The sequence below is a fragment of the Sphingomonas sp. CFBP8993 genome, from assembly GCF_034044895.1.
Taxonomy (GTDB): Bacteria; Pseudomonadota; Alphaproteobacteria; order Sphingomonadales; family Sphingomonadaceae; genus Sphingomonas.
Genome location: NZ_JAXCWU010000007.1, coordinates 104,648 through 128,461 on the forward strand (window position 1 = coordinate 104,648; position 23,814 = coordinate 128,461).

The 23,814-nt window shown below is 66.8% G+C and carries 27 protein-coding genes; 15 read left to right on the forward strand and 12 right to left on the reverse strand.

Annotation, left to right across the window (positions count from 1 at the left end):
• Window positions 1-10: 10 nt before the first annotated feature.
• The 6 genes from SOM26_RS15500 to coxB form a co-directional block, all read right to left on the reverse strand.
• Entirely contained in the window at window positions 11-550 is a 540-nt protein-coding gene (locus SOM26_RS15500; protein WP_320453614.1) for a cytochrome c oxidase assembly protein, read from the reverse strand.
• Window positions 550-684: a cytochrome c oxidase system small membrane protein gene (locus tag SOM26_RS15505; protein ID WP_007406524.1), complete on the reverse strand. Its 135-nt coding sequence runs from the start codon at window positions 682-684 to the stop codon at window positions 550-552. Before SOM26_RS15505 ends, SOM26_RS15500 begins: the two co-directional genes overlap by 1 nt.
• Window positions 681-1,580 (reverse strand): heme o synthase, encoded by a 900-nt coding sequence (locus tag SOM26_RS15510; RefSeq protein WP_320453615.1) that lies wholly within the window; start codon window positions 1,578-1,580, stop codon window positions 681-683. The genes SOM26_RS15505 and SOM26_RS15510 overlap by 4 nt, the downstream gene beginning before the upstream one ends.
• 264 nt (window positions 1,581-1,844) lie before the next feature.
• Entirely contained in the window at window positions 1,845-2,909 is a 1,065-nt protein-coding gene (locus SOM26_RS15515; RefSeq protein ID WP_320453616.1) for an NAD(P)-dependent alcohol dehydrogenase, read from the reverse strand.
• A 223-nt stretch (window positions 2,910-3,132) separates the two neighbouring features.
• A complete protein-coding gene (ctaD, locus tag SOM26_RS15520; RefSeq protein WP_320453617.1) occupies window positions 3,133-4,806 on the reverse strand; it encodes a cytochrome c oxidase subunit I in 1,674 nt (557 codons plus the stop codon).
• 3 nt (window positions 4,807-4,809) lie between these two features.
• Window positions 4,810-5,982: a cytochrome c oxidase subunit II gene (gene coxB / locus SOM26_RS15525; protein WP_414712075.1), complete on the reverse strand. Its 1,173-nt coding sequence runs from the start codon at window positions 5,980-5,982 to the stop codon at window positions 4,810-4,812.
• Between the two features lie 240 nt (window positions 5,983-6,222).
• On the opposite strand from coxB, the gene pyrE reads away from it, so the two are divergent.
• The 5 genes from pyrE to SOM26_RS15550 all read left to right on the forward strand — a co-directional run bounded on the left by pyrE (window position 6,223) and on the right by SOM26_RS15550 (window position 10,135).
• Window positions 6,223-6,807: an orotate phosphoribosyltransferase gene (gene pyrE / locus SOM26_RS15530; RefSeq protein ID WP_320453619.1), complete on the forward strand. Its 585-nt coding sequence runs from the start codon at window positions 6,223-6,225 to the stop codon at window positions 6,805-6,807.
• Complete coding sequence (locus SOM26_RS15535; protein ID WP_320453620.1) at window positions 6,804-7,532, forward strand: pyridoxine 5'-phosphate synthase; 729 nt, start codon at window positions 6,804-6,806, stop codon at window positions 7,530-7,532. The genes pyrE and SOM26_RS15535 overlap by 4 nt, the downstream gene beginning before the upstream one ends.
• Before the next feature lie 133 nt (window positions 7,533-7,665).
• Entirely contained in the window at window positions 7,666-8,076 is a 411-nt protein-coding gene (gene acpS, locus SOM26_RS15540) for a holo-ACP synthase (protein WP_320453621.1), read from the forward strand.
• Complete coding sequence (lepB, locus tag SOM26_RS15545; protein ID WP_320453622.1) at window positions 8,073-9,053, forward strand: signal peptidase I; 981 nt, start codon at window positions 8,073-8,075, stop codon at window positions 9,051-9,053. The genes acpS and lepB overlap by 4 nt, the downstream gene beginning before the upstream one ends.
• Window positions 9,050-10,135: an AI-2E family transporter gene (locus SOM26_RS15550; RefSeq protein ID WP_320453623.1), complete on the forward strand. Its 1,086-nt coding sequence runs from the start codon at window positions 9,050-9,052 to the stop codon at window positions 10,133-10,135. The genes lepB and SOM26_RS15550 overlap by 4 nt, the downstream gene beginning before the upstream one ends.
• On the opposite strand, the gene SOM26_RS15555 is transcribed toward SOM26_RS15550, so the two are convergent.
• Entirely contained in the window at window positions 10,064-11,233 is a 1,170-nt protein-coding gene (locus SOM26_RS15555) for a glycosyltransferase (RefSeq protein WP_320453624.1), read from the reverse strand. The genes SOM26_RS15550 and SOM26_RS15555 overlap by 72 nt on opposite strands.
• A gap of 211 nt (window positions 11,234-11,444) precedes the next feature.
• Between SOM26_RS15555 and SOM26_RS15560 the strand changes: the two genes are divergently transcribed.
• The 5 genes from SOM26_RS15560 (at window position 11,445) to SOM26_RS15580 (ending at window position 15,108) form a co-directional block, all read left to right on the forward strand.
• Window positions 11,445-12,401, forward strand: a complete 957-nt coding sequence (locus SOM26_RS15560; RefSeq protein ID WP_320453625.1) for a hypothetical protein — start codon at window positions 11,445-11,447, stop codon at window positions 12,399-12,401.
• A complete protein-coding gene (locus SOM26_RS15565; RefSeq protein WP_414712076.1) occupies window positions 12,398-12,922 on the forward strand; it encodes a DUF2141 domain-containing protein in 525 nt (174 codons plus the stop codon). The genes SOM26_RS15560 and SOM26_RS15565 overlap by 4 nt, the downstream gene beginning before the upstream one ends.
• Window positions 12,923-12,931: 9 nt before the next feature.
• A complete protein-coding gene (locus SOM26_RS15570; RefSeq protein ID WP_320453626.1) occupies window positions 12,932-14,116 on the forward strand; it encodes a glycosyltransferase in 1,185 nt (394 codons plus the stop codon).
• Window positions 14,117-14,185: 69 nt separating this feature from the next.
• Window positions 14,186-14,656 carry a hypothetical protein gene (locus SOM26_RS15575; RefSeq protein WP_320453627.1) on the forward strand — a complete coding sequence of 157 codons (471 nt, stop codon included), beginning with the start codon at window positions 14,186-14,188 and terminating at the stop codon, window positions 14,654-14,656.
• Between the two features lie 11 nt (window positions 14,657-14,667).
• Entirely contained in the window at window positions 14,668-15,108 is a 441-nt protein-coding gene (locus SOM26_RS15580; RefSeq protein ID WP_320453628.1) for a hypothetical protein, read from the forward strand.
• Here SOM26_RS15580 and SOM26_RS15585 read toward each other — a convergent pair whose 3' ends face one another.
• The 3 genes from SOM26_RS15585 to ubiG all read right to left on the reverse strand — a co-directional run bounded on the left by SOM26_RS15585 (window position 15,109) and on the right by ubiG (window position 18,225).
• Window positions 15,109-15,846, reverse strand: coding sequence for a DUF2334 domain-containing protein (locus SOM26_RS15585; protein ID WP_320453629.1), 738 nt, complete (start codon window positions 15,844-15,846; stop codon window positions 15,109-15,111).
• Complete coding sequence (locus SOM26_RS15590; protein ID WP_320453630.1) at window positions 15,843-17,285, reverse strand: glycosyltransferase family protein; 1,443 nt, start codon at window positions 17,283-17,285, stop codon at window positions 15,843-15,845. Before SOM26_RS15590 ends, SOM26_RS15585 begins: the two co-directional genes overlap by 4 nt.
• 202 nt (window positions 17,286-17,487) lie before the next feature.
• Entirely contained in the window at window positions 17,488-18,225 is a 738-nt protein-coding gene (gene ubiG, locus SOM26_RS15595; RefSeq protein ID WP_320453631.1) for a bifunctional 2-polyprenyl-6-hydroxyphenol methylase/3-demethylubiquinol 3-O-methyltransferase UbiG, read from the reverse strand.
• Window positions 18,226-18,279: 54 nt separating this feature from the next.
• Here ubiG and SOM26_RS15600 point away from each other — a divergent pair, with 54 nt between their 5' ends.
• The 3 genes from SOM26_RS15600 to SOM26_RS15610 all read left to right on the forward strand — a co-directional run bounded on the left by SOM26_RS15600 (window position 18,280) and on the right by SOM26_RS15610 (window position 21,917).
• Window positions 18,280-19,530 carry an aspartate kinase gene (locus SOM26_RS15600; RefSeq protein WP_320453632.1) on the forward strand — a complete coding sequence of 417 codons (1,251 nt, stop codon included), beginning with the start codon at window positions 18,280-18,282 and terminating at the stop codon, window positions 19,528-19,530.
• A gap of 350 nt (window positions 19,531-19,880) precedes the next feature.
• Entirely contained in the window at window positions 19,881-20,867 is a 987-nt protein-coding gene (locus tag SOM26_RS15605) for an NAD(P)H-dependent flavin oxidoreductase (RefSeq protein ID WP_475527929.1), read from the forward strand.
• Window positions 20,868-21,119: 252 nt separating this feature from the next.
• Window positions 21,120-21,917, forward strand: coding sequence for a hypothetical protein (locus SOM26_RS15610; protein ID WP_320453634.1), 798 nt, complete (start codon window positions 21,120-21,122; stop codon window positions 21,915-21,917).
• A gap of 6 nt (window positions 21,918-21,923) precedes the next feature.
• On the opposite strand, the gene SOM26_RS15615 is transcribed toward SOM26_RS15610, so the two are convergent.
• Together SOM26_RS15615 and SOM26_RS15620 are read right to left on the reverse strand one after the other, a co-directional pair.
• Window positions 21,924-22,130 (reverse strand): helix-turn-helix transcriptional regulator, encoded by a 207-nt coding sequence (locus SOM26_RS15615; RefSeq protein WP_320453635.1) that lies wholly within the window; start codon window positions 22,128-22,130, stop codon window positions 21,924-21,926.
• Entirely contained in the window at window positions 22,127-22,549 is a 423-nt protein-coding gene (locus SOM26_RS15620; protein WP_320453636.1) for a hypothetical protein, read from the reverse strand. The genes SOM26_RS15615 and SOM26_RS15620 overlap by 4 nt, the downstream gene beginning before the upstream one ends.
• A gap of 98 nt (window positions 22,550-22,647) precedes the next feature.
• Between SOM26_RS15620 and SOM26_RS15625 the strand changes: the two genes are divergently transcribed.
• Window positions 22,648-23,118, forward strand: coding sequence for a YbgC/FadM family acyl-CoA thioesterase (locus SOM26_RS15625; protein ID WP_320453637.1), 471 nt, complete (start codon window positions 22,648-22,650; stop codon window positions 23,116-23,118).
• Window positions 23,115-23,807, forward strand: a complete 693-nt coding sequence (tolQ, locus tag SOM26_RS15630) for a protein TolQ (protein WP_320453638.1) — start codon at window positions 23,115-23,117, stop codon at window positions 23,805-23,807. The genes SOM26_RS15625 and tolQ overlap by 4 nt, the downstream gene beginning before the upstream one ends.
• Window positions 23,808-23,814: the final 7 nt, after the last annotated feature.

The following is a 23,814-nucleotide window of genomic DNA, read 5'->3' on the forward strand; positions in this document are numbered from 1 at the left end:
TGAGGGCAGGCTAACCCGCTTTCTTCCCCGAATCCACCGGGTAAAACGTATAGGACAGGGTGATGGTCTCGATGTCCCTGGCATCGGGGTCGTTCAGGATCTTCGGGTCGATGAAGAAGATTACCGGCATCCGCGCCGTCTCACCGGGTTTCAGCGTCTGCTGGGTGAAGCAGAAACACTGGATCTTGGTGAAATAGCGGCCCGCCTGGTCAGGCGTGACGTTGAAGGTCGCGGTGCCGGTGACCGGGACTTTCGCATTGTTGGTCGCGGTGAAGAACACCATGTCGCGCGCGCCGATATCGACCGTTTCGTGCGGGTTCTCGGGCTTGAAGGTCCAGGCGAGGCGCGAGGAGACGTTGGCGTCGAAGTTGACTGTGATCTGGCGGTGGACGCTGCCCGGTGCCTGGCTTCCGCGCTGGGTCGTGCCCTGATAGCCCGTCACCTGGCAGAACATGCGGTAGAGCGGCACGCTGGCAAAGGCGAGGCCGGTCATGAATACCACGCCGAACACCGCAAGGGCGACCGTCCTACCCTGGCGGGTCAGCCGCATCAGTGCATGCCCGACCGGATCTTCGACAGGGTGATGAAGAAGATCAGCACCACCAGGAAGCCGAGCAGCAGCGCCATCACGGTGGCGCGGGCGCGCTGCTTGGCGCGAATCCGATTCGAATCGTCAGGCGTCATGCCCAACGATCCACCACCAGCGCGCCAAAGAGAAGGAAAAGATAGAGAATCGAGTATTTGAACAACCGCTTCTCGGGCTTCATCGCGTCGTCCGCCTGGGTGTGGCGGAACGCGACGATGGCGGCATAGGCGGCGAAGAGTGCAGTCCCGGCGGTGGCGATGATGCCGTAGATCGCGCCGGTCAGCCCCAGCGGCCAGGGCGCGACGGCGGCGATCGCCATGGGGATGGTGTAGAGCCCGATCTGCGTGCGCGTCATCCGCTCGCCCGCGACCACGGGCAGCATCGGCACGCCCGCATTGGCGTAATCGGTCTTCACGAACAGTGCGAGCGCCCAGAAATGCGGCGGCGTCCACAGGAAGACGAGGCTGAACAGGAGCAAGGGCAGCAGGGCGACCTCACCCGTCGCCGCCGCCCAGCCGATCAGCGGCGGAAACGCCCCCGCCGCGCCGCCGATGACGATATTCTGCGGTGTCCGCCGCTTCAGCCAGACGGTGTAGACAAGGACGTAGAACAGGATCGAAATCGTCAGGATGCCCGCGGCGACATAGTTCACCGCCAATCCCATCAGCAGGACCGAAAAACAGGCGAGGCCCACGCCGAAATGCAGCGCCGATTCGCGGCTCATACGGCCTGCCGGGAGCGGCCGCTTGGCGGTGCGGCGCATCAGCGCGTCGATATCGGCCTCATACCACTGGTTCAGCGCCCCCGCGGCACCTGCGCCCAGCGCGATGCACAGGATCGCGGTGAAACCGATGACCGGATCGACCCTCACCGGGGCGGCTAGCATCCCGCACAGGCCGGTAAACACCACCAGCGTCATCACCCGCGGCTTGGTGAGCGCCAGAAAGTCGCGCCAGTCGGCGGGAACGAAGACAGAGGATGGAATGCTGGACATGGATGTCCGGCATATAGGCCGTGCGGAAAGGTGGGGCAATCGAAGTGGGTGAAGTAGAAGCACACCGGCCGCCACACGCACACCCCCTCCCGTAAACGGGAGGGGGCTGGGGGGAGGGCAGGGTGTCTCACCGAGACTATCGCCCGTGGCATTCCCTCCCCCATCCCAGTTTCAGGTAAACGATGCCCCCGCATCGTTTAGGTCATGCCGGGGGCATGACCGACCTGAAACTCGCAAGCGGGAGGGGCGTGAGACTCACTGATGTTACGCCTGCTTCAACGTCGCCATGTCGATGACGAAGCGATACTTCACATCGCTCTTCTGCATCCGGTCATAGGCCGTGTTGACCTCGTCCATCGCGATCATCTCGATATCGGCGGTCAGGCCGTGCTGGTGGCAGAAGTCCAGCATCTCCTGCGTCTCGGCGATGCCGCCGATCAGCGAGCCCGCCAGCGAACGGCGGCGGAAGACCAGATTGGCGACCGAGGGCGACGGGTGCGGCGAATCGGGCACGCCGACCAGCGTCATCGTGCCGTCGCGCTTCAGCAGCATCATGAACGCATCCAGGTCATGCGGCGCGGCGACCGTGTTCAGGATGAAGTCGAAGCTGTTGGCGTGTTCCGCCATCTGATCGGCGTCCTTCGACACGATCAGTTCCTTGGCGCCGAGTCGCTTGGCATCCTCGGCCTTGTTCGGCGAGGTCGAGAAGACATAGACCTCGGCCCCCATCGCGGCGGCGATCTTCACGCCCATATGGCCCAGGCCGCCCAGGCCCACGATGCCGACCTTCTGGCCCGGCCCGACCATCCAGTGGTGCAGCGGCGAATAGGTGGTGATGCCTGCGCACAGCAGCGGCGCGACGGCGGCCAGATCGGCTTCGTCATGGTTGATCTTCAGGACGAAGTCTTCCTTGACCACGATATGGTCGGAATAGCCGCCCAGCGTATGGCCGCCCAGCACGGGGTCGGGGCCGTTATAGGTGCCGACGAAACCGGTCGTCTCGCAATATTGCTCTTCGCCGTCATGGCAGGACGGGCAGTGGCCGCAACTGTCCACCATGCAGCCGACGCCGACCAGATCGCCGACCTTGTACTTGGTGACCTCGCCGCCGACCTCGGTCACGCGGCCGACGATCTCGTGGCCCGGTACGCAAGGGTAAAGCGTACCTTCCCACTCGCCGCGCGCGGTGTGAAGGTCGGAGTGGCAGACGCCGCAATACAGGATGTCGATCGCGACATCGTCGGGCTGGCAGTCGCGACGCTCGAACGAATAGGGCGCGAGCGGGGTCTCGGCCGACTGCGCGGCATAACCCTTGGCGGGAGTGGGCATGGAAGCTCCTGTGGAAAACGGTGGCGCAACCGAACGGTCGCGGCGTCCATATGGGTCCGCAGGAAGTCCGTGCCAGAGGGATGCGGCGTTCAGTTTTTCCGATCGACGACGATCGGGAAATTGCTCAAGTTCAATATGTTATATTGTAACGTCGTGGGAGGGGACCACGAAAAAGGGCCCCGGAACCTGGTCCCGGGGCCCTGTGTCACGTGGTGGAGGACGATCAGTCGATCCGCGGCAGCGTCTCGAACTGGTGATAGGGCGGCGGGCTGGACAGCGTCCATTCCAGCGTCGTCGCGCCTTCGCCCCACGGATTGTCGCCGGCGGGCTTGCCCGCGACCAGCGACCAGACGAGGTTCACGAAGAAGAACACCATGCCCAGCGCCATGATCTCATAGCCATGGGTCGCGACGCGGTTCCACATCTCGAAGGCGTCGGGATAATCGGGATAACGGCGCGGCATGCCCTGCAGGCCCAGGAAGTGCATCGGGAAGAACAACAGGTTCACGCCGACGAAGAACACCCAGAAATGCAGCTGGCCGAGCAGCTCGCTGTACATCTTCCCCGACATCTTGGGGAACCAGTAATAGAAGCCCGCGAACAGCGCGAACACCGCGCCCAGCGACAGGACGTAGTGGAAGTGCGCCACGACATAATAGGTGTCGTGCATATAGTCGTCGATGCCGCCGTTCGCGAGCACGACGCCGGTCACGCCGCCCACGGTGAACATGAATATGAAGCCGATCGCCCAGACCATCGGCGTCTTGAACGATAGCGAGCCGCCCCACATCGTCGCGATCCACGAGAAAATCTTGATGCCGGTGGGCACCGCGATGATCATCGTCGCGGCGGTGAAGTACATCTTGGTGTTCACCGACAGGCCGGTGGCGAACATGTGGTGCGCCCAGACGACGAAGCCGACCACGCCGATCGCGACCATGGCATAGGCCATGCCCAGATAACCGAAGACCGGCTTGCGGCTGAACGTCGCGATGATCTGGCTGACGATGCCGAAGCCCGGCAGGATCATGATGTACACTTCGGGATGGCCGAAGAACCAGAACAGGTGCTGGTACAGGATCGGGTCGCCGCCCCCGGCGGGATCGAAGAAGGTCGTGCCGAAGTTGCGATCGGTCAGCAACATGGTGATCGCGGCGGCGAGCACCGGCAGCGAGAGCAGCAGGAGGAAGGCGGTGACCAGCACCGACCAGACGAACAGCGGCATCTTGTGCAGGGTCATGCCCGGCGCGCGCATGTTGAAGATGGTGGTGATGAAGTTGATCGCGCCCAGGATCGACGAAGCGCCCGCCAGGTGGAGCGACAGGATCGCCATGTCGACCGACGGCCCCGGCTCGCCGAAGGTGGATAGCGGGGCATAGGCGGTCCAGCCGACGCCCGCACCAGACCCGAAGAAGGGCGAGGCGAGCAGCAGCGTGAAGGCCGGGATCAGCAGCCAGAAGGACACGTTGTTCATGCGCGGGAACGCCATGTCCGGCGCGCCGATCATGATCGGCACGAACCAGTTGCCGAACCCGCCGATCATCGCGGGCATGACCATGAAGAACACCATGATCAGCCCGTGCGCGGTGATCAGCACGTTCCACAGGTGCAGCGACTGGTCGAGGCTCTGCGCACCGCCATGCAGCATCCCGGCCCACAGGCCCAGATACTGGATGCCGGGCTCGCGCAGCTCGGCGCGCATCAGGCCGGAGATGCCGCCGCCGATGATGCCCGCCACGATCGCGAAGATCAGATAGAGGGTGCCGATGTCCTTGTGGTTGGTCGACAGGAACCAGCGCGCGAAGAAGCCGGGTTTGTGATCGGCGTCATGGTGCGCGTGATGGTGATCGTCATGACCGACAAAAGCCGATCCGGGGTGAAGTGCGGTGTCGGTCATGGCTTATTGTCCAGCGTTGCCGGGGCCGGCCGGATTGGCGGTGGCGCCCTGCGCGGAGGTGGGAGACTGGGCGGGCGTCGAGGCGTTGTCCGCCGGACCCGTCACCGCCTCGGCGGCATTGGCCTGGGTCGCCTCGGCGGCCGATCCTTCGGCGCCCGGCTGCGGGATGACCGAGGAGGAGGGGGCCGCCGAACCCGGCATCTTGCCGCCCTTGGCCGCGACCCAGGCGGCGAACTGCGCCGGGGACACCGCCTGCACCGCGATCGGCATGAAGGCATGGCGTGCGCCGCACAGCTCGGAACACTGGCCGAAATACAGGCCGGGCTTCTCGATGGTGAAGCTCGTCTCGTTCAACCGGCCGGGTACCGCGTCCAGCTTCATCCAGAAGGCCGGGATCGCCCAGCTGTGGATGACGTCGTTCGAGGTGGTGATCAGGCGGATCGGCACGCCGACCGGCAGGACGATGCGATTGTCCACCGCCAGCAGGCGCGGGCCGTCGACATCGGTGCGCGCGCGCTCACCGGGCGATACCTGGTCCTTTTCCTTCAGCATGTTGGCGGTGATCTCGATGCCGCCATGATCCGGATATTGATAGGTCCAGTACCACTGGTTGCCGATCGCCTTCAGCGTCACGGCCCCGGCGGGCGCGGGCTTGAACTGCGCCTGGAGCAGACCGATCGACGGAATGGCGATGGCGACCAGCACGACCACCGGGCCCAGCGTCCACAGCACTTCGACGAAGGTGTTGTGGCTGGTCTTCGACGCGACCGGATTGGCGCGGCGGTTGAAGCGGAACACCACCCAGGCGAGCAGCAGGAGGACGAGGACGCAGATGATGGTGATGACCGGCATCAGCACATCGTTGTGCATCCAGTGCGCGAACTCGCCGTTCTTCGTCACCTGCGGCTGGAGCCCGATCTTGCCGCTGATCGGCAGGCCGACCTTGGGATCGATGGTGATCGCGGGGGCACCGTCCTGCGCCAGCAGCGGGCTGGTGGGCGCGGCAGTCGCCGGGGCGGCAGCGGTGGTCGGGGCGGTGTTGGACACCCCCGCCGGTTCGGCGGCGGTTTGCGGCGCGGGGGCCGGGGCAGCGGTCGGAGTCGCGAAGGCCGCTCCCGACAGCGCGGCGCAGCCCAGCCCGGCGGCGATCGCCAGCGCCTTCATCCGTTTCGGCATCCTCATCCTCCGGGGTCCGGACATGCGCTTGACCTCGCTCATCCCGCTCTCGTCTCCCATCTCCCTCGCCCGTCCATCGGTCGTCCGACGGTCTTGGGGCGGGGCGTCATGTCGTTTTTGTTAGGCGGACTATAGCACGGGTCTTCGCCCCCTCAACCCTAGAGCGCAACATGCCAGATTGCGCCCACGCTGGGGCGATCCTATGAGGCCGGGTCATCTGACCGATGCCGGAGTTGCCCCATGACCGATGAAGACGTCCTCGCCGAGTTCCGCGCCGCCGAGGCGCTGCTCGAAGGGCATTTCATCCTCTCGTCGGGCCTGCGCAGCCCGCGTTACCTGCAATGCGCGCGCGTCCTGATGGACCCGGCGCGCGCCGCCCGCCTGTGCGAGGCGGTCGCCGCCAAGATTCCGGCGGACATCCGCGACCAGATCAGCGCCGTCGTCGCCCCCGCCATGGGTGGCGTCATCGTCGGCCACGAGATGGCGCGCGCGCTGGGCGTGCCCGGCATGTTCCTGGAGCGGCCCGAGGGAACCTTCCACCTGCGCCGCGGCTTCCGGCTGGAGCAGGGGCAGAAGGTGCTGATGATGGAAGACGTGGTCACGACCGGCCTGTCCAGCCGCGAGGCGATCGCCGCCATCGCGCGCGAGGGCGGCGAGACGATCGCCGCCGCCTCGCTGGTCGATCGCTCGAACGGGGCGGCCGATCTGGGCGTGCCGTTCTTCCCGCTGATCCGGCTCGACGTGCCGAGCTACAGCCCCGACGACCTGCCCCCCGAGCTGGCGGCCATCCCTGCGATCAAGCCGGGGAGCCGCGCGGCGGCATGACCGAGCATCTGCGCCTGGGCGTCAATATCGACCATGTCGCGACCGTGCGGAATGCGCGCGGCGCGGGCTATCCCGATCCTGTCCAGGCGGCGCTGGTCGCGGCGCAGGCGGGGGCGGACGGTATCACCGCGCATCTGCGCGAGGATCGGCGGCACATCACCGACGATGACATCGCGCGGCTGTCCGCCGAGCTGACCGTGCCGCTCAACCTGGAGATGGCGGCGACCGAGGAGATGCTCGCCATCGCGCTGAAGCATCGCCCCCACGCCGCCTGCATCGTCCCCGAAAAGCGCGAGGAGCGCACGACCGAGGGCGGGCTGGATGCTGCCGGGCAGCGCGAGTGGCTGGCGCCCATGGTGGCCGAGCTGGGCGAGGCGGGCATCCGCGTCTCGTTGTTCATCGAACCCGATCCCCGCCAGATCGAGGCGGCGCTGTCCTTGCGCGTGCCGGTGGTCGAGCTGCACACCGGCCGCTATGCCGAACTGGACGGCGAGGCGCGTACCGACGAACTGCGCCGCCTGTCCGACGCGGCGGCGCTGGCGGCGAAGAACGGGATCGAGGTTCATGCGGGCCACGGCCTGACCTATGACAATGTCACGCCCATCGCGGCGATCCCGCAGGTGCGTGAGCTGAACATCGGGCATTTCCTGATCGCCGATGCGGTGTTCGTCGGCCTGCCCGAAGTGGTGCGCAAGATGCGCGCCGCGATGGACCTGGCGCGGTGAATCCTCCCCGGCACGGGGAGGGGGACCAGCCGCAGGCTGGTGGTGGGGGGGCGCCCCAGATGACCCGCGTGGTGGAGAGCCCCCTCCACCATCGCTTCGCGACGGTCCCCCTCCCCGTATCGGGGAGGATCGCATGATCATCGGTCTGGGCTCCGACCTCTGCAATATCGAGCGCATCCAGACGGCGCTCGATCGGCACGGCGGCCGGTTCGAGGCGCGCTGCTTCACCGATATCGAGCAGGCCAAGGCGGCCAGACGCCCCTTCACCCGCGCGGGCACCTATGCCAAGCGCTTCGCCGCCAAGGAGGCCTTTTCCAAGGCGGTCGGCACCGGTTTCGCGCAGGGCGTGTTCATGCGCGACATCGGCGTGGTAAACCTTCCCGGCGGCGCGCCGACGCTGTCTTTGACCGGCGGCGCGCGCGAACGGCTTGACGCGATGACCCCGCCGGGCCACGTCGCCCATATTCACTTGACCATGACCGACGATCACCCCTGGGCGCAGGCCTTTGTCGTGATCGAGGCACGACCGGAAGTTTCCGCATGAAGGACGCGGTGTTGGACACGAATCCGGGCTCGCCCGCCGAACGGCCGGCGGCCGACCCATCGGTGACCGCGCCGCCCCCGCCGCCTGCTGCCAGGAAGAAGGGCACCGACTGGTGGTCCGAGGTCAAGGGGCTGTTCTGGCTGCTGCTGATCGTGCTGGGTTTCCACAGCTTCATCGCCAAGCCCTTCTACATTCCCTCCGAATCGATGCTGCCGGGCCTTCAGGTCGGCGACCGGCTGGTGGTGAGCAAGTTCGCCTATGGCTGGTCCTATGTCTCGCCGACCATCCCGAACCCGATCGCGATCTTCAAGTCGGTGGTCCTGCGCCAGCCGGAGGATAGCTGGAGCTATCAGCTGCCGTTCATTCACGGCCGCCTGTTCGGCTCGCTGCCAACCCGTGGCGACGTGGTGATCGTGACCCCGCCGGGCACGCACAACGACTATATCAAGCGGGTCATCGGCCTGCCGGGCGACCGGCTGGAGGTGCGCGACGGCGTTGTCATCCTGAACGGCAAGCCGGTCGAGCGCGGACCGCTCCATTATATCGACATCCCCGTCGACACGAACAGCCCGTGCAAGGCGTCCGACTATGGCGACCAGGCGAAGATCCGCCTGGCGAGCGGCCAATGGGTCTGCCACCTGCCGATCGTGACCGAAACCCTGCCCAACAACCGGCGGTACGACACGGTCGAGCTGGGCTGGAGCCCCGGCGACAATTACGGGCCGATCACCATTCCGGCCGACCATGTCTTCCTGATGGGCGACAATCGCGATCGTTCGGCCGACAGCCGCTTCTCGCTGGCCGAGCTGGGCCTGGGCGGTGCGGTTCCCTATGAGAATCTGGGCGGTCGCGCCGAATTCGTGACCTTCAGCCTGGACGGCGACGCGACGCTGAACCCGCTGACCTGGTGGGGTTCGCTGCGCTCCGGCCGGGCGGGCACCTCGCTCCATCCGACGACCGTAAAGCCCGGATCATGAGCGAGCAGCGCCCGCTAACCGACGATCCCGCGCCGATCGAGTTTCGCGAGGGGTTCGTCCGGCGGGAGCTGACGCGCGCCGCGATCTGGCTGGGGCTGATCGCGGCCATGGCGGTGGCGGTGCTGCTGGTCCAGCCGCTGCTGGTGATCTTTGCCGGGCTGGTCTTCGCCACGCTGCTCGACGGCGGTGTGCGGCTGCTCGGCCGGGTGCTGCCGATCGGGCGCGGCTGGCGCTTGCTGATCGTCGTGCTGGCGGTGGTCGCCTTCCTGCTCGGCACCTTCTACCTGACCGGCGTCGAGATGGCGCAACAGGTGACACAGCTTCGCTCGACGCTGGAGGCGCAGGCGGGCAAGGTCACCGGCTGGCTGTCGTCGCACGGCGTCATGCCGGGCACCTCGGACATCAACGGCCTGTTGAAACAGTCGGTCGGCTCGATCGGCAAGCTCACCTCCTGGGTAGGCACGGCGGTGGGGGCGGTCACGACGATGGTCATGATCCTCGTCATCGGCCTGTTCCTGGCGATGGACCCGGAAGGCTATGCGCGCGGCCTGCAATGGGTGGTGCCGCGTTCCGCACGCGCCGAATTCGCGGTCACGCAAGGCCGCGTCATGTACACGCTGCGCCGTCTGCTCGCCGGGCGGTTGCTCGGCATGGCGGTGGAGGGGGTGCTGATCGGTATCGCTCTGATGATCGGGGGCGTGCCGATGGCGATGCTGCTGGGCATCATCGCGGGCATCCTGGCCTTCATCCCCAATATCGGGGCGATCATCACCGGCACGCTGATGATCGCGGTCGGCTTTTCGGCCGGGCAGGATACGGGCTTCTGGGCGATCGGCACCTATCTGCTGGTGCAGACCTTCGACGGCTATGTCGTCGTGCCGATGGTCGCCAAGCGCACCGTCGACATGCCACCGGCGCTGACCCTGTCGACGCAGATCATGGCGAGCGCGCTGTTCGGCATATTGGGTCTGGCGCTTGCCGATCCGATGACCGCGATGGTCAAGACCGCGCTAAAGCGCCGGTCGGAGCGCGAGGCGGCGCGCGACGGCGACGGCGCGCGCGCCCAAGCCGATCTCGGCTGACGGCATCCGCTCAGGCTCGGACCAGATCGGCGCCTGCCGCCCGCGCGCCGCGACGATCGAATCGAACAGCGCCAGATAACGCTCGGCCGAATCCTGTCCCGGCTGCGGCACGGGATCGGGGCGCGGCGCGACCGGATCGAGCCAATGGCGCAGCGCCGCCGCCAGCGCGTGCACGTCCTGACGCGGGACGATGGTGCCGAGCGTCGGATCGGTCACGATCTCATACACCGCCGGGCTCGAATCGGTGGTGACGACCGGGGTCCCCACCGCCAGAGCCTCGCGCAGGACGCCGGGCACGCCTTCATAGTCGGAGGCAAGCGCGACCACCGGCGCGGCGGCCATCGCGCCGGGCGCATCGGCGCTGTGGCCGGGGAGCGAGACACGGTGCGACAGCCCCAATATCTCGATCTGCGCGGTCAGCGCGGGACGCAGGCTACCCTCGCCCAAGATGGTCAGCCCGATATCCTCGGGCAAATGGGTCATCGCGGTGATCAGCCGGTCCCAGCGTTTCTGCGGCTCCAGCCGCCCGACGCCCAGGATGCGGCGGCTCGCCACCGGCGGTCGATTGGACGCGAAACCGGGCAGCACGCTGGGCGGATTGGGGATCACCGCGACCGACAGGCCGGTCGCCCCTTGCGCCTCGCGCGCCGTCGCCGGGGTCATCGCGACCAGCGCGTCCAGGAAGTGGCGATGCCCCGCCAGCCATTGCCGCTGGCCCCAGGCCATCCAACCCGCCTGGTCGCCGCGATCGACCGCGTTCGACATCTTGGCGACGATCGGCGGGCAGGCGCCGGCGAGGCGCAGCCGCGTCCAGGCGGCCATGGCGGTATAGTGATTGCCCGGACAGAAGATGACGTCGGGCCGCGCCTGCTCGATCAAGCCGGGCAGCGCGGTGCACAGCCCGCCATAGCGCTGATGGCCCAGCGTCACCATGTCCACGCCGTGCGGCACGCCGCCCTGAAACTGCCCGTCATCGTCGCCCAGCACCAGGGTGACGCGGCGGTCCTGGTCGAGCCAGCCCTGCAGCATACGGCCCAGCGCCGCTTCCACGCCGCCCCGCATCGCGAGCGCATAGGTCAGGATGTGATCGGCGGGCATAGGCTCCGAAGGGCTGGCGGAAAGGATCGGCACGAGGGCTAATCGGAGCTTGTCGCGCAATTATGTCAGTATCAGCCCTAAGGTGGACACAATCGCACGACAGAGATGAATTCTTATTCAGGTGCGAGAAAGCAGTGTTGAGGTTAGCGGGCGCCACCGGCGAACGCCGCCGAGGAATCTCCCTAACGTGCAGAATGAACGAGATGATCCCATGACCCCGCAACAGGCATTGCCTGGCGGCCTGGCTCCCGGAGCGGGCGGTGAAAGCGGCCCGGTGGCGCGCGACATGGCTGCGCTGGAGCCGTTGAAGACGGTCAAGAACCGCCTGCCCGCCATCATCGGCGGCGCGCTGACGCTCGCCATGATCGTGGGGCTGGGGCATGAGCTGCTCGGCCGCGGACTGGTCGGGCTGAGCCATTCGGTGCCCGGCAACCCGCTATTCTATATCGTCTTCGTCGGGCTCTACATGGCGTTGCCGATCGGCGACTACATCATCTTCCGGCGGTTGTGGGGCATCCCGATCAGCGGCATGGCCGCGCTGATCCGCAAGCGGATCGCCAACGAAGTGGCGTTCAGCTATTCGGGCGAGGCCTATTTCTACGCCTGGGCGCGCGCCCATGCGAAGATGGTCGCGGCGCCCTTCGGCGCGGTCAAGGACGTCGGCATTCTCTCGGCGATCGCGGGCAATGCGATCACCCTGCTGATGATCGGCCTAGCCCTGCCGGTCGGGCGCGAGCTGCTGACGCCCGAACAGTTGCGGCTGGTCTGGGGATCGATCGCGATCGTCATGGCGACCTCGCTGCCCTTCATCATCTTCTCGCGGCGGGTCTTCTCGCTCGACCGCAAGACGCTCTGGTGGGTCTTCATGGTCCACTGCATCCGCCTGATCGCCAACTCGCTGCTGGTGGCGCTGGCGTGGCATTACGGGATGCCGAGCGTGTCGCTGGGCATGTGGCTGTTCCTGTCGGCGGCGCGGCTGCTGGTCTCGCGCCTGCCGCTGGTGCCTAACAAGGACCTTCTTTTCGCCAATTTCGCGATCCTGTTGATCGGGCAGGATCAGGAACTGAGCGAGCTGATCGCGTTCACCGCGGCACTGACCCTGTTGGTGCATGTCGTGTTGATCGCCGGATTCGGTCTCGCGGCCCTGGTTCGGAAGGTACGCGCATGATTCGCGTGATGAAGATGGTGACGGTAGCGGTGGCGGCACTGGCGGCGATTCCCCAGGCGGCGGGCGCACAGATATTGGGCAGCGATGCGGCGGCCTGCACCGGCGGCGGTCCCGCCATCCTGGCCCGGATCGACGGGCTGAAGGATCGCAAGGGCAATCTGAAGCTGGAACTCTATCCGGCCAATGACGAGGATTTCCTTCAGGACGACGGCGTGCTGGTCCGTGCGGGCAAGACGTTCCGCCGCGTCCAGGTGCCGACGCCGGCGGGCGGCGGTCGGGTCGAGATGTGCATCCGCGTGCCGCACCCCGGCCGCTATGCGCTGCTCTTCACCCATGACCGCGACGGCAAGAACAAGTTCAACTTCTGGAGCGATGGCGCGGGCTTTCCGGCCAACACCAAGCTGGGCCGTCGCAAGCCGCCGCTCGCCTCCGCGCTGATCGACGTGCCCAATGGCGTGGCGACGACGACGATCCGGGCCCAGTATCTGCGGGGGCTGGGCGGTTTCGGCCCGGTAGAGTAAGGACAGGCGATGCGCATCGTCGACGTCAACGAGTTCTACTCTCCCACCGGCGGGGGCGTGCGAACCTATATCGACCGCAAGATGTCGATCCTGGCGGAGATGGGCCATGAGCTGATCGTGCTCGCCCCCGGCACCGAGGACGTGGTCGAGGAGCGTCCGGGCGGCGGCAAGATCATCTATATCAAGGCGCCGCGCCTGATCCTGGACACCAATTACGGCATGTTCTGGGACGGCGCGCCCGTCTGTCGCCTGCTCGACGAGCTGGACCCCGACATCGTCGAAGTCTCCTCGCCCGCCAAGCCCGCCTGGTTCGTCGCCAGTTGGCAGGGGCGTGCGAAGAAGGTCTTCTTCATGCACAACGACAATGTCGGCACCTATCCGGTCCGCTGGCTGGACGGGCTGGTCGCGCAGGAGCGGGTTGAGGACTGGTTCAGCTGGTACAGCCGCTACATGAACCGCTTCCTCGACCATTACGACCTGGTGCTGTCCAATGGCCCGGCGCTGGTCAAGCGCCTGGGCAAGCGCGGCGTGCGGGTGGACGAGGGGATTCCGCTGGGCATTGAGCGCCATTTCTTCTCGCCCGATCACCGTGACGACCGGCTGCGCGCCGCATTGCTGGCGCAGTGCGCGCTGCCCGAGGACGCGCATCTGCTGCTGGGGCTGGGGCGGCATCACCCCGAAAAGCGCTGGCCGATGGTCATCGACGCGGTCGAGCGGGTGGCCTCGACCCGGCCGGTCGGCCTGGTCCTGATCGGCGGCGGCGTCGCCAGCCGCACGCTGGAGAAGCGGATCGCCGGAAGCCCGCATATCCGCCTGTTCCGCCCGGTCTATGACCGGCCGCGCCTGGCCCGGATCATGGCAAGCTGCGACGCGCTGGTGCACGGGTGCGAGACCGAGACGTTCGGGCTGGTCGCCTCGGAGGCTTTGGCCTCGGGCCTGCCGCTGGTCGTGCCCGATTATGGCGGGTGTGCCGAGGTCGCCCATCCGCTGTTCGCCGAAACCTTCCGCGCCCGCGACGGCGCGGCCTGTGCCCAGGCGATCGAGCGGTTGCTGTCGCGCGACCAGCGTGTCCTGCGCAACGCCGCGCGCGTGGCGGCGGGCAAGGTGTTCAGCGACCGCGATCACGCCGAGGCCCTGATTGCGCGCTACCAGGCGCTGCTGAACGAGGGCGAACGCCAGCGCGACGCGGCGTAAAGCCGAAGCGGACCTTTCCCAGGCTTCGAGAATTTGTCATCATGACAAAAATGTCATGGGAGACGGTCGATGAGTCGTGGCGTGGCGGTCGTGATCGGCATCATTCTGGCGGCATCGGGCACGGCCCGCGCCGCCGACCGTCCTCCGATCGAAAGCTGGGGCAAGCCCGGCGTCAGTTTCGACCAGTATCGCGCCGACTCGGTGGAATGCGCCAGGAGCGGGTATTTCCGTGACGTATCGCAGGACGAACCCGCCAAGCGTTTCATCGCCGGTTTTGGGGCTGCCGATAACGCGCTGAATGGCGGTGGGACGGCTGGAAGCTGGATCGATGCGATATTGCGGACTCAGCCCGATCGGCAGAAGCGGCTCCTGCATGCGATCCAGGTCGGCGATGTCGAACAATGCCTGACGGCCAGGGGCTATAGCCGCTTCCGCCTGTCGGCCGCCGAGGTCAAAATGTTGAAGCGTTATCCGGGTGGATCCGAGGCGCGGCACCGGTATCTCCACCAACTGGCCGCCCGTTCGGTGGTCGCATCATGATGCGGGTCGTATTGGCCCTGCTTTTACTGGGTGCCGCCGCCCCGGCCCCGGCCGCACCACGCGGAGCCGTCGAAAGCTGGGGCAAGCCCGGCGTCGGTTTCGACCAGTATCGCGCCGACTCGATCGCGTGCGCGAAGCAGGGCTACTTTCGGGACGTGTCGCAGGACGAACCGGCCAAGCGGTTCATCAGGGGGTTCGAGACGGCTGATAACGGCCTGAACATGCCGGGTGCGCCCGACATTGATGCATGGATCGATTCGGTGCAGCGGGTGAAGCCCGATCGACAGAAGAGACTGCTTCACGGGATTCAGGTCGCGGATGTCGAACAATGCCTGGGTCGCAAAGGCTATCGCAAGTTTGCGCTCACCCGAGATGAGATCGAGCAACTCGCCCGGTATCCGCGCGGATCGGAGGCACGGCATCGCTACCTCCACACGCTGGGCGCGCGCTGATCAGGCGGCGAGCAGGTCCGCGTAGCGCGACGGGATATGGGTCTTCGCCAGCCGCGAATAGGTCTTGTCGATGCTGTCGAGCAGCGCGGGCACGCCATTGTCGCCGGGATGCACGGCGACCCGCGCGACCGGGGTCGGGCGCAGGCCGTGACGCAGCACGGCGGCGGCGGCGAGCGAACTCAGCTGGCGCCCACGCGAACGGCTGGCCCAGGTGACGACGGGGCCGCGCGCGATGATCCTGCCGTCGGTCGGGGTCCACACCCGGAAATGATCCTCCGCCAGCCCGAATCCCGCATCGCCCAAGGCCAGCCGCGCTTCGTCCGAATAGAGCCAGGCGGGCGCGATGAAGCCCGTCGCCCGGCGGCCGATGATATCCTCGATCAGCGCGGTGCCGCGTTGCATCCGGCGCAGCGCCTCGGCCCGGTCCAGGCCGACGAATTCGCCTTCGCCCGCCGTCATGTGCTTCGCCTTCAGCGCGGTCTTCTGGTCGGTGTGGACCATGTCGTCCTTGTGCGACCAGCCATGGACGAACATCTCGATCCCCATGTCCGCCCAGTCGCGCAGCCGGGTGGCAAAGGGCGTGCCCGGCGCGATCGGTGCGCTGTTCCAATGGTCGGGGATGACCAGCATGGCCAGGCGAGGGCCGCCGAGATGGCCCGACAGCCGGTCGAACAGCGCATCGACCGCCCCCTCGAACCGGGGGGATACGTCATGGATCGAGGCGAGAAGGCGTTTCATCGCGTGGATTTATAGACGCTGATCGTCTCATTGCCCATCGGCAGTTTCGCGGTCAGCCGATAGCCATCGGCCATCGCCGCCAGCACACGGGCATGGGCGGCGGGCCGCTCGCCATTATAGGGCGGGCGCATCACCACCACGGCCGGGTGTCGCGACAGGATGCGGGCGATCTCGCTATCCTGGTCGACGCCGGTCGCGCCGGCTTCGCGGGCGCGGCTGAGATGCGCGGGGACGATATAGCGCGACAGGGCGCAGCGCCGGGTCGCGACATAGAGCATGGTGCTGCCCGAATAGACGTAGAGACAGCCCGGCTCCGTGCCGACCGCCTGGGACAGGGCGGTGAACTCGGTCGCGTCGCCGCGCTCATGGCGCAGGCTCAGCAGCACGATCTGCCCCGCCAGCGCGACGGTGATCAGCAGCGCCGGGGTATAGCGCCGCCGCCAGTCCCGACTCCCCAGCATCGCGGCGGCGGCGGTGCAGGCGGGGAGCAGGATCGGCAGGCCATAATGGTCGAACCACGGCCGGAACAGCAGCACGCCGACCACGCCCGCGCCCAGCCAGATGGCAAGGAAGGTCTTTTCAGCATCCGCCCGCCATGTCCGCTTCAATCCCAGCACCGCCAGCGTGACGATCGGCGAGAGGATCAGGACCATCTGCCCCAGATTGCCCGCCAGCTCGGCCAGCGGATCGGGGTTGCGGTGGAAGATCGAGAGGAAATTGGCGTAGAGAAAGGCGTCCCACTGTCCGATCGCCGCATAGACTCCCGCCGCCAACAGGGTGGGGAGCAGCGACACCGCGACCAGCGCCGCGCCGTACAGGATCAGGGCGACCGGCGAACGACTCCGCCGCCATTCGGAAGCGAGCAGCCAGAGGCCGAACACCACTCCCTCGAACACCGCCGAATATTTGATCTGGAGGACGATGCCGACCAGCGCCATCGCGACCAGCCCCATGCTGCGCCGTCGTAGCCGATCCGATTCGAGGATCGCCCAGGCGGCACCCATCATCAGCAGATTGTAGAAGACCGGCGCCTGCCCGCCCTGTCCGCCGAGCAGGTTCAGCCACAGGATATAGGCGATCCCCGCCGCCGTCGCGCCCGCGCCCCAGCCGAGCCGGTCGGCCATCCGTGCGATCAGCCAGCTGGTCGCCACCACGCTGGCCAGCGCCATCGCCTGATAGGCCCAGATGCCCGCCGGAAAACCGAATGCGGCAGGCACGGCATAGAGCAGGAACAGCCCGATCGGCTTGCGGTCCCACACATCGACGAAGGGCCATGCACCCTGCCACATCGAATGGCCGGTGAAGAAATAGAACTCCTCGTCCACATGGACCACCGGATTGCCGAAGGTTGCCACGCGGGCGAGGACCGCGACGGCGAGCAGGATCAGGAGGCGGTGATGGCCCGAGGTGGCGGGGCGATTGGTCAGAAGTCTCGACATTCGAAAAGGTCCGAATCATTCCTCCCCTGCAAGGGGAAGGGGTGTTCGAGCTTTGGTCTGCCCCCGGCAGACGAAGATTGTGCCGGGGGCACAATCTCGCTCGTACACGAAGCTGGCGGAGGGGTGTCCCGCTATCGAGAGGGGTGACACCCCTCCGTCAGGCCTACGGCCCGCCACCTCCCCTTGCAGGGGAGGAAGGGGCCTACCGAGTCGCGGTGATGAAATAATCGAGCGCGGTCGAGTCGCTGACCATGAACCCCTTGGTGGCCGAGAAGCTCAGGCCCCGCACGTCGCGCACGGTCAGCCCGGCCTCGGTCAGCAGCGCCGACAGTTCGTCAGGCGTCAGGAACTTCGACCAGTCATGCGTGCCCTTGGGAATCTTGCCCGTCCCCTCGGCCAGCGTGATCAGCGCCAACTTGGACAGCGGGGTGCGGTTGGGCGTCGACAGGATCATCAGGCCGCCCGGCGCCAGCGCATCCGCCAGCCCGCGCACGAATCGCGCCGGATCGGCGACATGCTCGATCACCTCCAGCGAAGTGACGAGGTCGAACGTTTCGCCCGCCAGTCCCTCGACACTGCCCGCGCGGTAATGGATCTCCAGCCCCGACTGGGCGGCATGGGCGGCGGCGACCGCGACATTCTCCGGCGCGGCGTCGAGCCCCGTCACCTCCGCCCCCAGCCGGGCCAGCGGTTCGCAGAGCAACCCCGCGCCGCACCCGACATCCAGCGCGCGCTTGCCCTTCAGCGGGGTGAATCCTTGGCCGTCCGCATCCCAGTGCAGGTCGATCTGCTCGCGAATATAGCGCAGCCGGGGCGGGTTCAGCCGGTGCAGCATCGCGCTCGATCCCTTGGGGTCCCACCATTCGGCGGCCATCTTTCCGAAATGTGCGGCTTCGGCCCCAATAATGGTAGAATCGTTCAAATGGCTTGCGTTCGTCATGGGGGCTACCTATCAGGACCGCCGTTTTACCCCAAGGAGATTGGCAAAAACCGCATGGCCCGTATCGTGATGAAGTTCGGCGGCACCTCGATGGCCGGAATCGAGCGCATCCGCAACGTGGCGGCGCGGGTCAAACGCGAGGTGGAGGCGGGCCATGAGGTCGCGGTCGTCGTCTCCGCGATGGCGGGCGAGACCGACCGGCTGGTCGGTTTCTGCCGCGAGGCCTCGTCGCTTTACGATCCCCAGGAATATGACGTCGTCGTCTCGGCGGGCGAACAGATCACCAGCGGCCTGCTGGCGATCACGCTCCAGGCGATGGGCGTCCCCGCCCGTTCGTGGCTGGGCTGGCAGTTGCCGATCCACACCGACACCGCGTTCGCGAAGGCGCGGATCGGCGAGATCGACACGACCGCGCTCGACCAGAGCCTGGCCAGCGGCGTGGTCGCGGTGATCCCCGGCTTCCAGGGCGTGGCCGAGGGTAACCGGGTCACGACGCTGGGTCGCGGCGGATCGGACACCAGCGCGGTCGCGGTCGCGGCGGCGATGAAGGCGGAGCGGTGCGACATCTATACCGATGTCGACGGCGTCTATACGACCGACCCGCGCATCGTGCCGCGCGCGCGCAAGCTGTCGAAGGTCACCTATGAAGAGATGCTGGAACTCGCCAGCGTCGGCGCCAAGGTGCTCCAGACCCGCTCGGTGGGTCTGGCGATGAAGGAACAGGTGCGGGTTCGCGTGCTCAGCTCGTTCGACGAGGCACGGGACGAAGACGGACATCGCGGCACGTTGATCGTGGGCGAAGAGGAAATCGACGATATGGAACGCCAGCTCATCACCGGCATCGCGCATGACAAGAACGAAGCCAAGATCACCCTGACCGCCGTGCCGGATCGCCCCGGCGCGGTCGGCGCAATCTTCGCGCCGCTGGCCGATGCGGGGATCAATGTGGACATGATCGTCCAGAACATCGCGCATTCGACCGGCTCGACCGACGTGACCTTCACCGTGCCCTCGGCCGACCTGGCGCGCAGCCTGGACGTGCTGGAAAAGGCGAGCGGCGAGATCGGTTACGGCAATCTCGTCCACGACACCCGCGTCGCCAAGATATCGGTCGTCGGCGTCGGCATGCGCAGCCATGCGGGCGTGGCGTCGACCATGTTCCAGACGCTGGGCGCGCGCGGCATCAACATCCTTGCGATCACCACCTCGGAGATCAAGGTCAGCGTGCTGATCGAAGAGGACTATACCGAACTGGCGGTGCGTGTGCTGCACACCGCCTACGGCTTGGACGCCGACGCGGCGTAACTTTTCGGTTCCTCCCTGGGACGGGTCTGGGGAGGAGCTTTTCGTTCGTGCGAAGACGCGAGGACGCGAAGCGTTTTAAGGAAGTTGGTTCGCGCAGAGGCGCGGAGGGCGCAGAGGTGGCGTATCCAGCTGCACTTCCCCTTCTTGATCACTGATCGTTAGAGAGAGGATTGTGCTGCCGCGCAGGAAACCTCTCTGCGCCCTCCGCGCCTCTGCGCGAACCCATTCTTCTTCGCGTCACCGCGGCTTCGCGTGAACCAAATCTTGCCGTCCGCCCCGGCCCAAGGCATGGAGCGGCGATGACCGACACCCATATCACCACCACCGGCGAACAGCGCCTGGCCACCCGCATGGCGCGCGGGGCCGAATTCCTGGGCGCCGAGATGGCGATCATGGCGGGCGCCATGTCCTGGGTGTCGGAGCGCAACCTCGTCTCCGCCATGTCGAACGCGGGCGGCTTCGGCGTGATCGCGTGCGGCGCGATGACGCCCGAACTGCTCGATACCGAGATCGCCGCGACCAAGGCGATGACCAGCCGCCCGTTCGGCGTGAACCTGATCACCATGCATCCGCAGCTGTTCGACCTGATCGCGGTGTGCGGCCGTCACCAGGTCGGCCATGTCGTGCTGGCCGGTGGCCTGCCCCCCAAGGGCGCGCTGGAGGCGATCAAGGAGACGGGGGCCAAGGTCATCTGCTTCGCCCCCGCGCTCAGCCTCGCCAAGAAGCTGATCCGCTCGGGCGTCGATGCGCTGGTGATCGAGGGGATGGAGGCTGGCGGCCATATCGGCCCGGTTTCGACCAGCGTGCTGGCGCAGGAGATGCTGCCCGAGATCGCCGCTCAGCTTCCCGTCTTCGTCGCGGGCGGCATCGGCCGGGGCGAGGCGATCGCCGCCTATCTCGACATGGGCGCGGCGGGCGTACAGCTCGGCACGCGCTTCGTCTGCGCGACCGAATCGATCGCGCACGCCAATTTCAAGAAGGCGTTCATCCGCGCCTCGGCCCGTGATGCGGTGGCGAGCGTGCAGATCGATCCGCGCCTGCCGGTCATCCCGGTCCGCGCGCTCAAGAATGCGGGCGGCGAGCTGTTCACCGCCAAGCAGCGCGAAGTCGCCCAGTCGCTGGACGAGGGCAAGGTCGCGATGATGGAGGCACAGCTTCAGATCGAACATTACTGGGCCGGGGCGCTGCGCCGTGCGGTGATCGACGGCGATGTCGAGCATGGCTCGGTCATGGCGGGCCAGTCGGTCGGCATGGTCACGAAGGAAGAGCCGATCGCCGATATCCTGGCGCAACTGATGACCGAGGCCGCCGCCGCGCTGGTCGCGCGCGCGGCCTGATTTCTATTCCTCCCCTGTAAGGGGAGGTGGCAGGGCGCAGCCCTGACGGAGGGGTGTCCCGCCTTCGAGAAGCGCGACACCCCTCCACCACCGCTTTGCGGCGGTCCCCCTCCCCTTGTAGGGGAGGAATTTCATCCTCTTTCCAATCCCCTGACATAAGGCTCGTTTCGTCGCACGGCTTACGACGTGTTAACCTTGATTCGGCATGAGGTGCGTCAGGAGCCGGGGCGGGGTTTTCCAAGGATCAGGGTCATGGCGAGTTTGCGTGTTGTATCGGGTGTCGCGATCGGTCTGTCGCTGGCGGGCTGCGCCGCGCGGGAAACGGCCAAGGTCGCGCCGCCGCCGGTGATGATCCCCGCGCCGCAGCCGCAATATGCCAAGGCGCCGCTGCCGCCGGGCGCCACGCCGGGAATGCGGATCCCCATCCTGCTGTCCGACGGCAATTACGACACGCCCAACCGCTCGCTGACCAGTGCCGCGACCATCTGGCACCTGCGTTCGGCGCTGAACGTCGCCGCGCTGGCCTGTCGCGGGGCGGACGAGGGGCAGATCGTCACGCGCTACAACACCATGCTGACCGTGCAGCGGATCACGCTGGCGGCGGCGGAAAAGCGCTATTCGGCGGAATATCAGTCGAAGGGCGGCGACTGGCGCGACCGCTATGACGACGCGATGACGCGGCTGTACAATTTCTTCTCGGTCACCCCGGTGCGCAAGACCTTCTGCGTCGCGGCCGAACAGGTGCTGGCCGACATCAGCACCGCCCCCGCCGAGGGGTTCGAGGTCGCCGCAGCGACCCATCTGGATCGACTGAACGCGCCCTTCATCGCCTTCTTCCGCGCCTATGACGCGTGGCGCAATGGCACGATGGTGCCGGTCGAGCGGACCGCCGCGCCGTTGACCATCGCGGCCCAGGCCAATCCGGCGGTCGCACCGCGCAGCCCGAACTCGCCGGTGCTGTCCAGCCAGCCGGTGCCCGCCGCCAAGCCCTATGCGCCGCCAGTCATCAACCCGCCGTCGCTGAGCGTCGATCCGACCGCGCTGCGATAAGCGCGGTCACTCGGCGATCCAGAACAGCGATTCGACCGAACGGCCCAGCGCGCGCCCCAGCTTGAGCGCGAGCAGGGTGGAGGGCTGGAAGACGCCGTTCTCCACCGTGTTGATCGTCTTGCGGCTGACCCCGATCGCCTCGGCGAGGCCGCCCTGGGTCAGCCCGGCGGCCTCGCGCGCGGCCTTCAGGTCGTTGGCGAGCGTCTCGTTCATCGGCTGGCACGCAGCTCCAGCGTGGCGAAGGCGATGAGCGCAGCGGCAAGCCCGGCGGTGATCGTGATTCGGCCCATGGCCGCTGCACCCAATGGTTGGAAGGTCGCCACCACCATGGTCGCCGCCGCCGACAGGATCATTGCCCAAAAGCCGGCGGCAAAACTTGATCGCCGGTGATCCTTGGTCGTCTCGTCATTCATGAGACGGGATACCGGTCCACACCGGCTCCAGCGGAACGGGAGGCTGCTGAGGTTCAAGGCGGCCAGCCCGATTACGAGCAGCCAGGGCAGAAGCCGGGTCATGGATTCGCCGGGTGTCGCCAGGGCCAGGATCGTCATCAGCAGCAATATCGTCGCCAGCGCGTAGAATAGCACCGCTCGCACTTGACTGCGTTTTTCCGCCTTTTCCACGAGATTCATCACGACCTCCTGTAACCCATAGGTATCATGTAACCCATAGGTAACACCGTCGCAAGTGCCTTCCTTCCCCCGGGCGGATGGGTTAACGGGCGGTCACCATGACGGTGACAGGAGAAGACCAGCCGAAGGGCGGCCGCTTCGAGGGCCATGAGCATCGCTTTGCGGTGCGTGTCTATTTCGAGGATACCGACCTGTCGGGTGTGGTCTATCACGCCAACTACCTGCGCTACATGGAGCGCGCGCGCTCCGACATGTTGCGGACAGCCGGGATCGACCAGCGCGCCGCGCACGAAGCGGGGCAGGGCGCCTATGCCGTCACCGACATCGCCATCCGCTATGCCGCCTCTGCCCGGCTGGACGACGACCTGGTCGTCACGTCCAGACTGATCGAGGTCAGTGCGGTGCGCGTCGTCATTCATCAGACAGTCAGGTGCGGCGCGCTCAAGCTGACCGATGCGCGCGTGACCGTCGCGTGGGTCGGCCCGAACGGTCGCCCGCGTCGGCAGCCCGCCGACTGGATCGCCATCTACCAACGCCTTGTCTGGCAGGGGGACACCCAACACCCATGAATCCCGTCTTCAACATGGATGCCGCTTCCTTGTCGCCCGTCGCGCTGTTCATCCACGCCGACTGGGTGGTGAAGTTCGTGATGATCGGCCTGCTGCTTGCCAGCGTGTGGACCTGGACGATCATCGTCGCCTTTTCGCGCAAGCTGTCGCGCACCAAGAAGGGCATGGTCCGGTTCGAACGCGATTTCTGGAAGGCCGAGGATATCGACGCCTTTCACCGGATGGAGCAGGATAACGAGCTTCCCTCCGCGCGCGTCTTTTCGGCGGGCGTACAGGAATGGCGGCGTTCGACCGCGGGCGGGCATATCGACCGCGACGGCACGCGCGAGCGCCTGGCCACCGCTATGGGATCGGCCGTGGCGGGCGAGATCGACAAGCTGTCGGACCGGCTGAACGTGCTGGCGACGGTCGGCTCGGTCGCGCCGTTCGTCGGGCTGTTCGGCACCGTCTGGGGCATCATGCGCAGCTTCACCGGCATCGCGCAGGCGCAGAACACCTCGCTGGCGGTCGTCGCGCCGGGCATCTCGGAGGCATTGTTCGCCACCGCGATCGGCCTGTTCGCCGCCATCCCGGCGGTGATCGCGTATAACCGCTTCAGCCACGGCGTGAACCGGGTCGAGGCGTCGCTGAATCGCTTCGCCGACGGCTTCCACACGACGCTCAGCCGCCAGCTCGACCAGGCGCGTTGAAGGGGTA

Excerpts from the sequence above, each read along its gene's own strand:
- pyrE (WP_320453619.1), top strand. The coding sequence starts at position 6,223 with ATGACCGATGAAGACGTCCTCGCCGAGTTCCGCGCCGCCGAGGCGCTG.
- ubiG (WP_320453631.1), bottom strand. The coding sequence starts at position 18,225 with ATGACGAACGCAAGCCATTTGAACGATTCTACCATTATTGGGGCCGAA.
- SOM26_RS15550 (WP_320453623.1), top strand. The coding sequence starts at position 9,050 with ATGAGCGAGCAGCGCCCGCTAACCGACGATCCCGCGCCGATCGAGTTT.
- lepB (WP_320453622.1), top strand. The coding sequence starts at position 8,073 with ATGAAGGACGCGGTGTTGGACACGAATCCGGGCTCGCCCGCCGAACGG.
- SOM26_RS15610 (WP_320453634.1), top strand. The coding sequence starts at position 21,120 with ATGGCGAGTTTGCGTGTTGTATCGGGTGTCGCGATCGGTCTGTCGCTG.
- SOM26_RS15555 (WP_320453624.1), bottom strand. The coding sequence starts at position 11,233 with ATGCCCGCCGATCACATCCTGACCTATGCGCTCGCGATGCGGGGCGGC.
- ctaD (WP_320453617.1), bottom strand. The coding sequence starts at position 4,806 with ATGACCGACACCGCACTTCACCCCGGATCGGCTTTTGTCGGTCATGAC.
- SOM26_RS15510 (WP_320453615.1), bottom strand. The coding sequence starts at position 1,580 with ATGTCCAGCATTCCATCCTCTGTCTTCGTTCCCGCCGACTGGCGCGAC.
- SOM26_RS15570 (WP_320453626.1), top strand. The coding sequence starts at position 12,932 with ATGCGCATCGTCGACGTCAACGAGTTCTACTCTCCCACCGGCGGGGGC.
- SOM26_RS15505 (WP_007406524.1), bottom strand. The coding sequence starts at position 684 with ATGACGCCTGACGATTCGAATCGGATTCGCGCCAAGCAGCGCGCCCGC.
- SOM26_RS15605 (WP_475527929.1), top strand. The coding sequence starts at position 19,881 with ATGGCGCGCGGGGCCGAATTCCTGGGCGCCGAGATGGCGATCATGGCG.
- tolQ (WP_320453638.1), top strand. The coding sequence starts at position 23,115 with ATGAATCCCGTCTTCAACATGGATGCCGCTTCCTTGTCGCCCGTCGCG.
- SOM26_RS15515 (WP_320453616.1), bottom strand. The coding sequence starts at position 2,909 with ATGCCCACTCCCGCCAAGGGTTATGCCGCGCAGTCGGCCGAGACCCCG.
- SOM26_RS15565 (WP_414712076.1), top strand. The coding sequence starts at position 12,398 with ATGATTCGCGTGATGAAGATGGTGACGGTAGCGGTGGCGGCACTGGCG.
- SOM26_RS15600 (WP_320453632.1), top strand. The coding sequence starts at position 18,280 with ATGGCCCGTATCGTGATGAAGTTCGGCGGCACCTCGATGGCCGGAATC.
- SOM26_RS15585 (WP_320453629.1), bottom strand. The coding sequence starts at position 15,846 with ATGAAACGCCTTCTCGCCTCGATCCATGACGTATCCCCCCGGTTCGAG.
- SOM26_RS15620 (WP_320453636.1), bottom strand. The coding sequence starts at position 22,549 with ATGAATCTCGTGGAAAAGGCGGAAAAACGCAGTCAAGTGCGAGCGGTG.
- SOM26_RS15625 (WP_320453637.1), top strand. The coding sequence starts at position 22,648 with ATGACGGTGACAGGAGAAGACCAGCCGAAGGGCGGCCGCTTCGAGGGC.
- SOM26_RS15560 (WP_320453625.1), top strand. The coding sequence starts at position 11,445 with ATGACCCCGCAACAGGCATTGCCTGGCGGCCTGGCTCCCGGAGCGGGC.
- SOM26_RS15615 (WP_320453635.1), bottom strand. The coding sequence starts at position 22,130 with ATGAACGAGACGCTCGCCAACGACCTGAAGGCCGCGCGCGAGGCCGCC.
- acpS (WP_320453621.1), top strand. The coding sequence starts at position 7,666 with ATGATCATCGGTCTGGGCTCCGACCTCTGCAATATCGAGCGCATCCAG.
- coxB (WP_414712075.1), bottom strand. The coding sequence starts at position 5,982 with ATGCCGAAACGGATGAAGGCGCTGGCGATCGCCGCCGGGCTGGGCTGC.
- SOM26_RS15535 (WP_320453620.1), top strand. The coding sequence starts at position 6,804 with ATGACCGAGCATCTGCGCCTGGGCGTCAATATCGACCATGTCGCGACC.
- SOM26_RS15590 (WP_320453630.1), bottom strand. The coding sequence starts at position 17,285 with ATGTCGAGACTTCTGACCAATCGCCCCGCCACCTCGGGCCATCACCGC.
- SOM26_RS15575 (WP_320453627.1), top strand. The coding sequence starts at position 14,186 with ATGAGTCGTGGCGTGGCGGTCGTGATCGGCATCATTCTGGCGGCATCG.
- SOM26_RS15500 (WP_320453614.1), bottom strand. The coding sequence starts at position 550 with ATGCGGCTGACCCGCCAGGGTAGGACGGTCGCCCTTGCGGTGTTCGGC.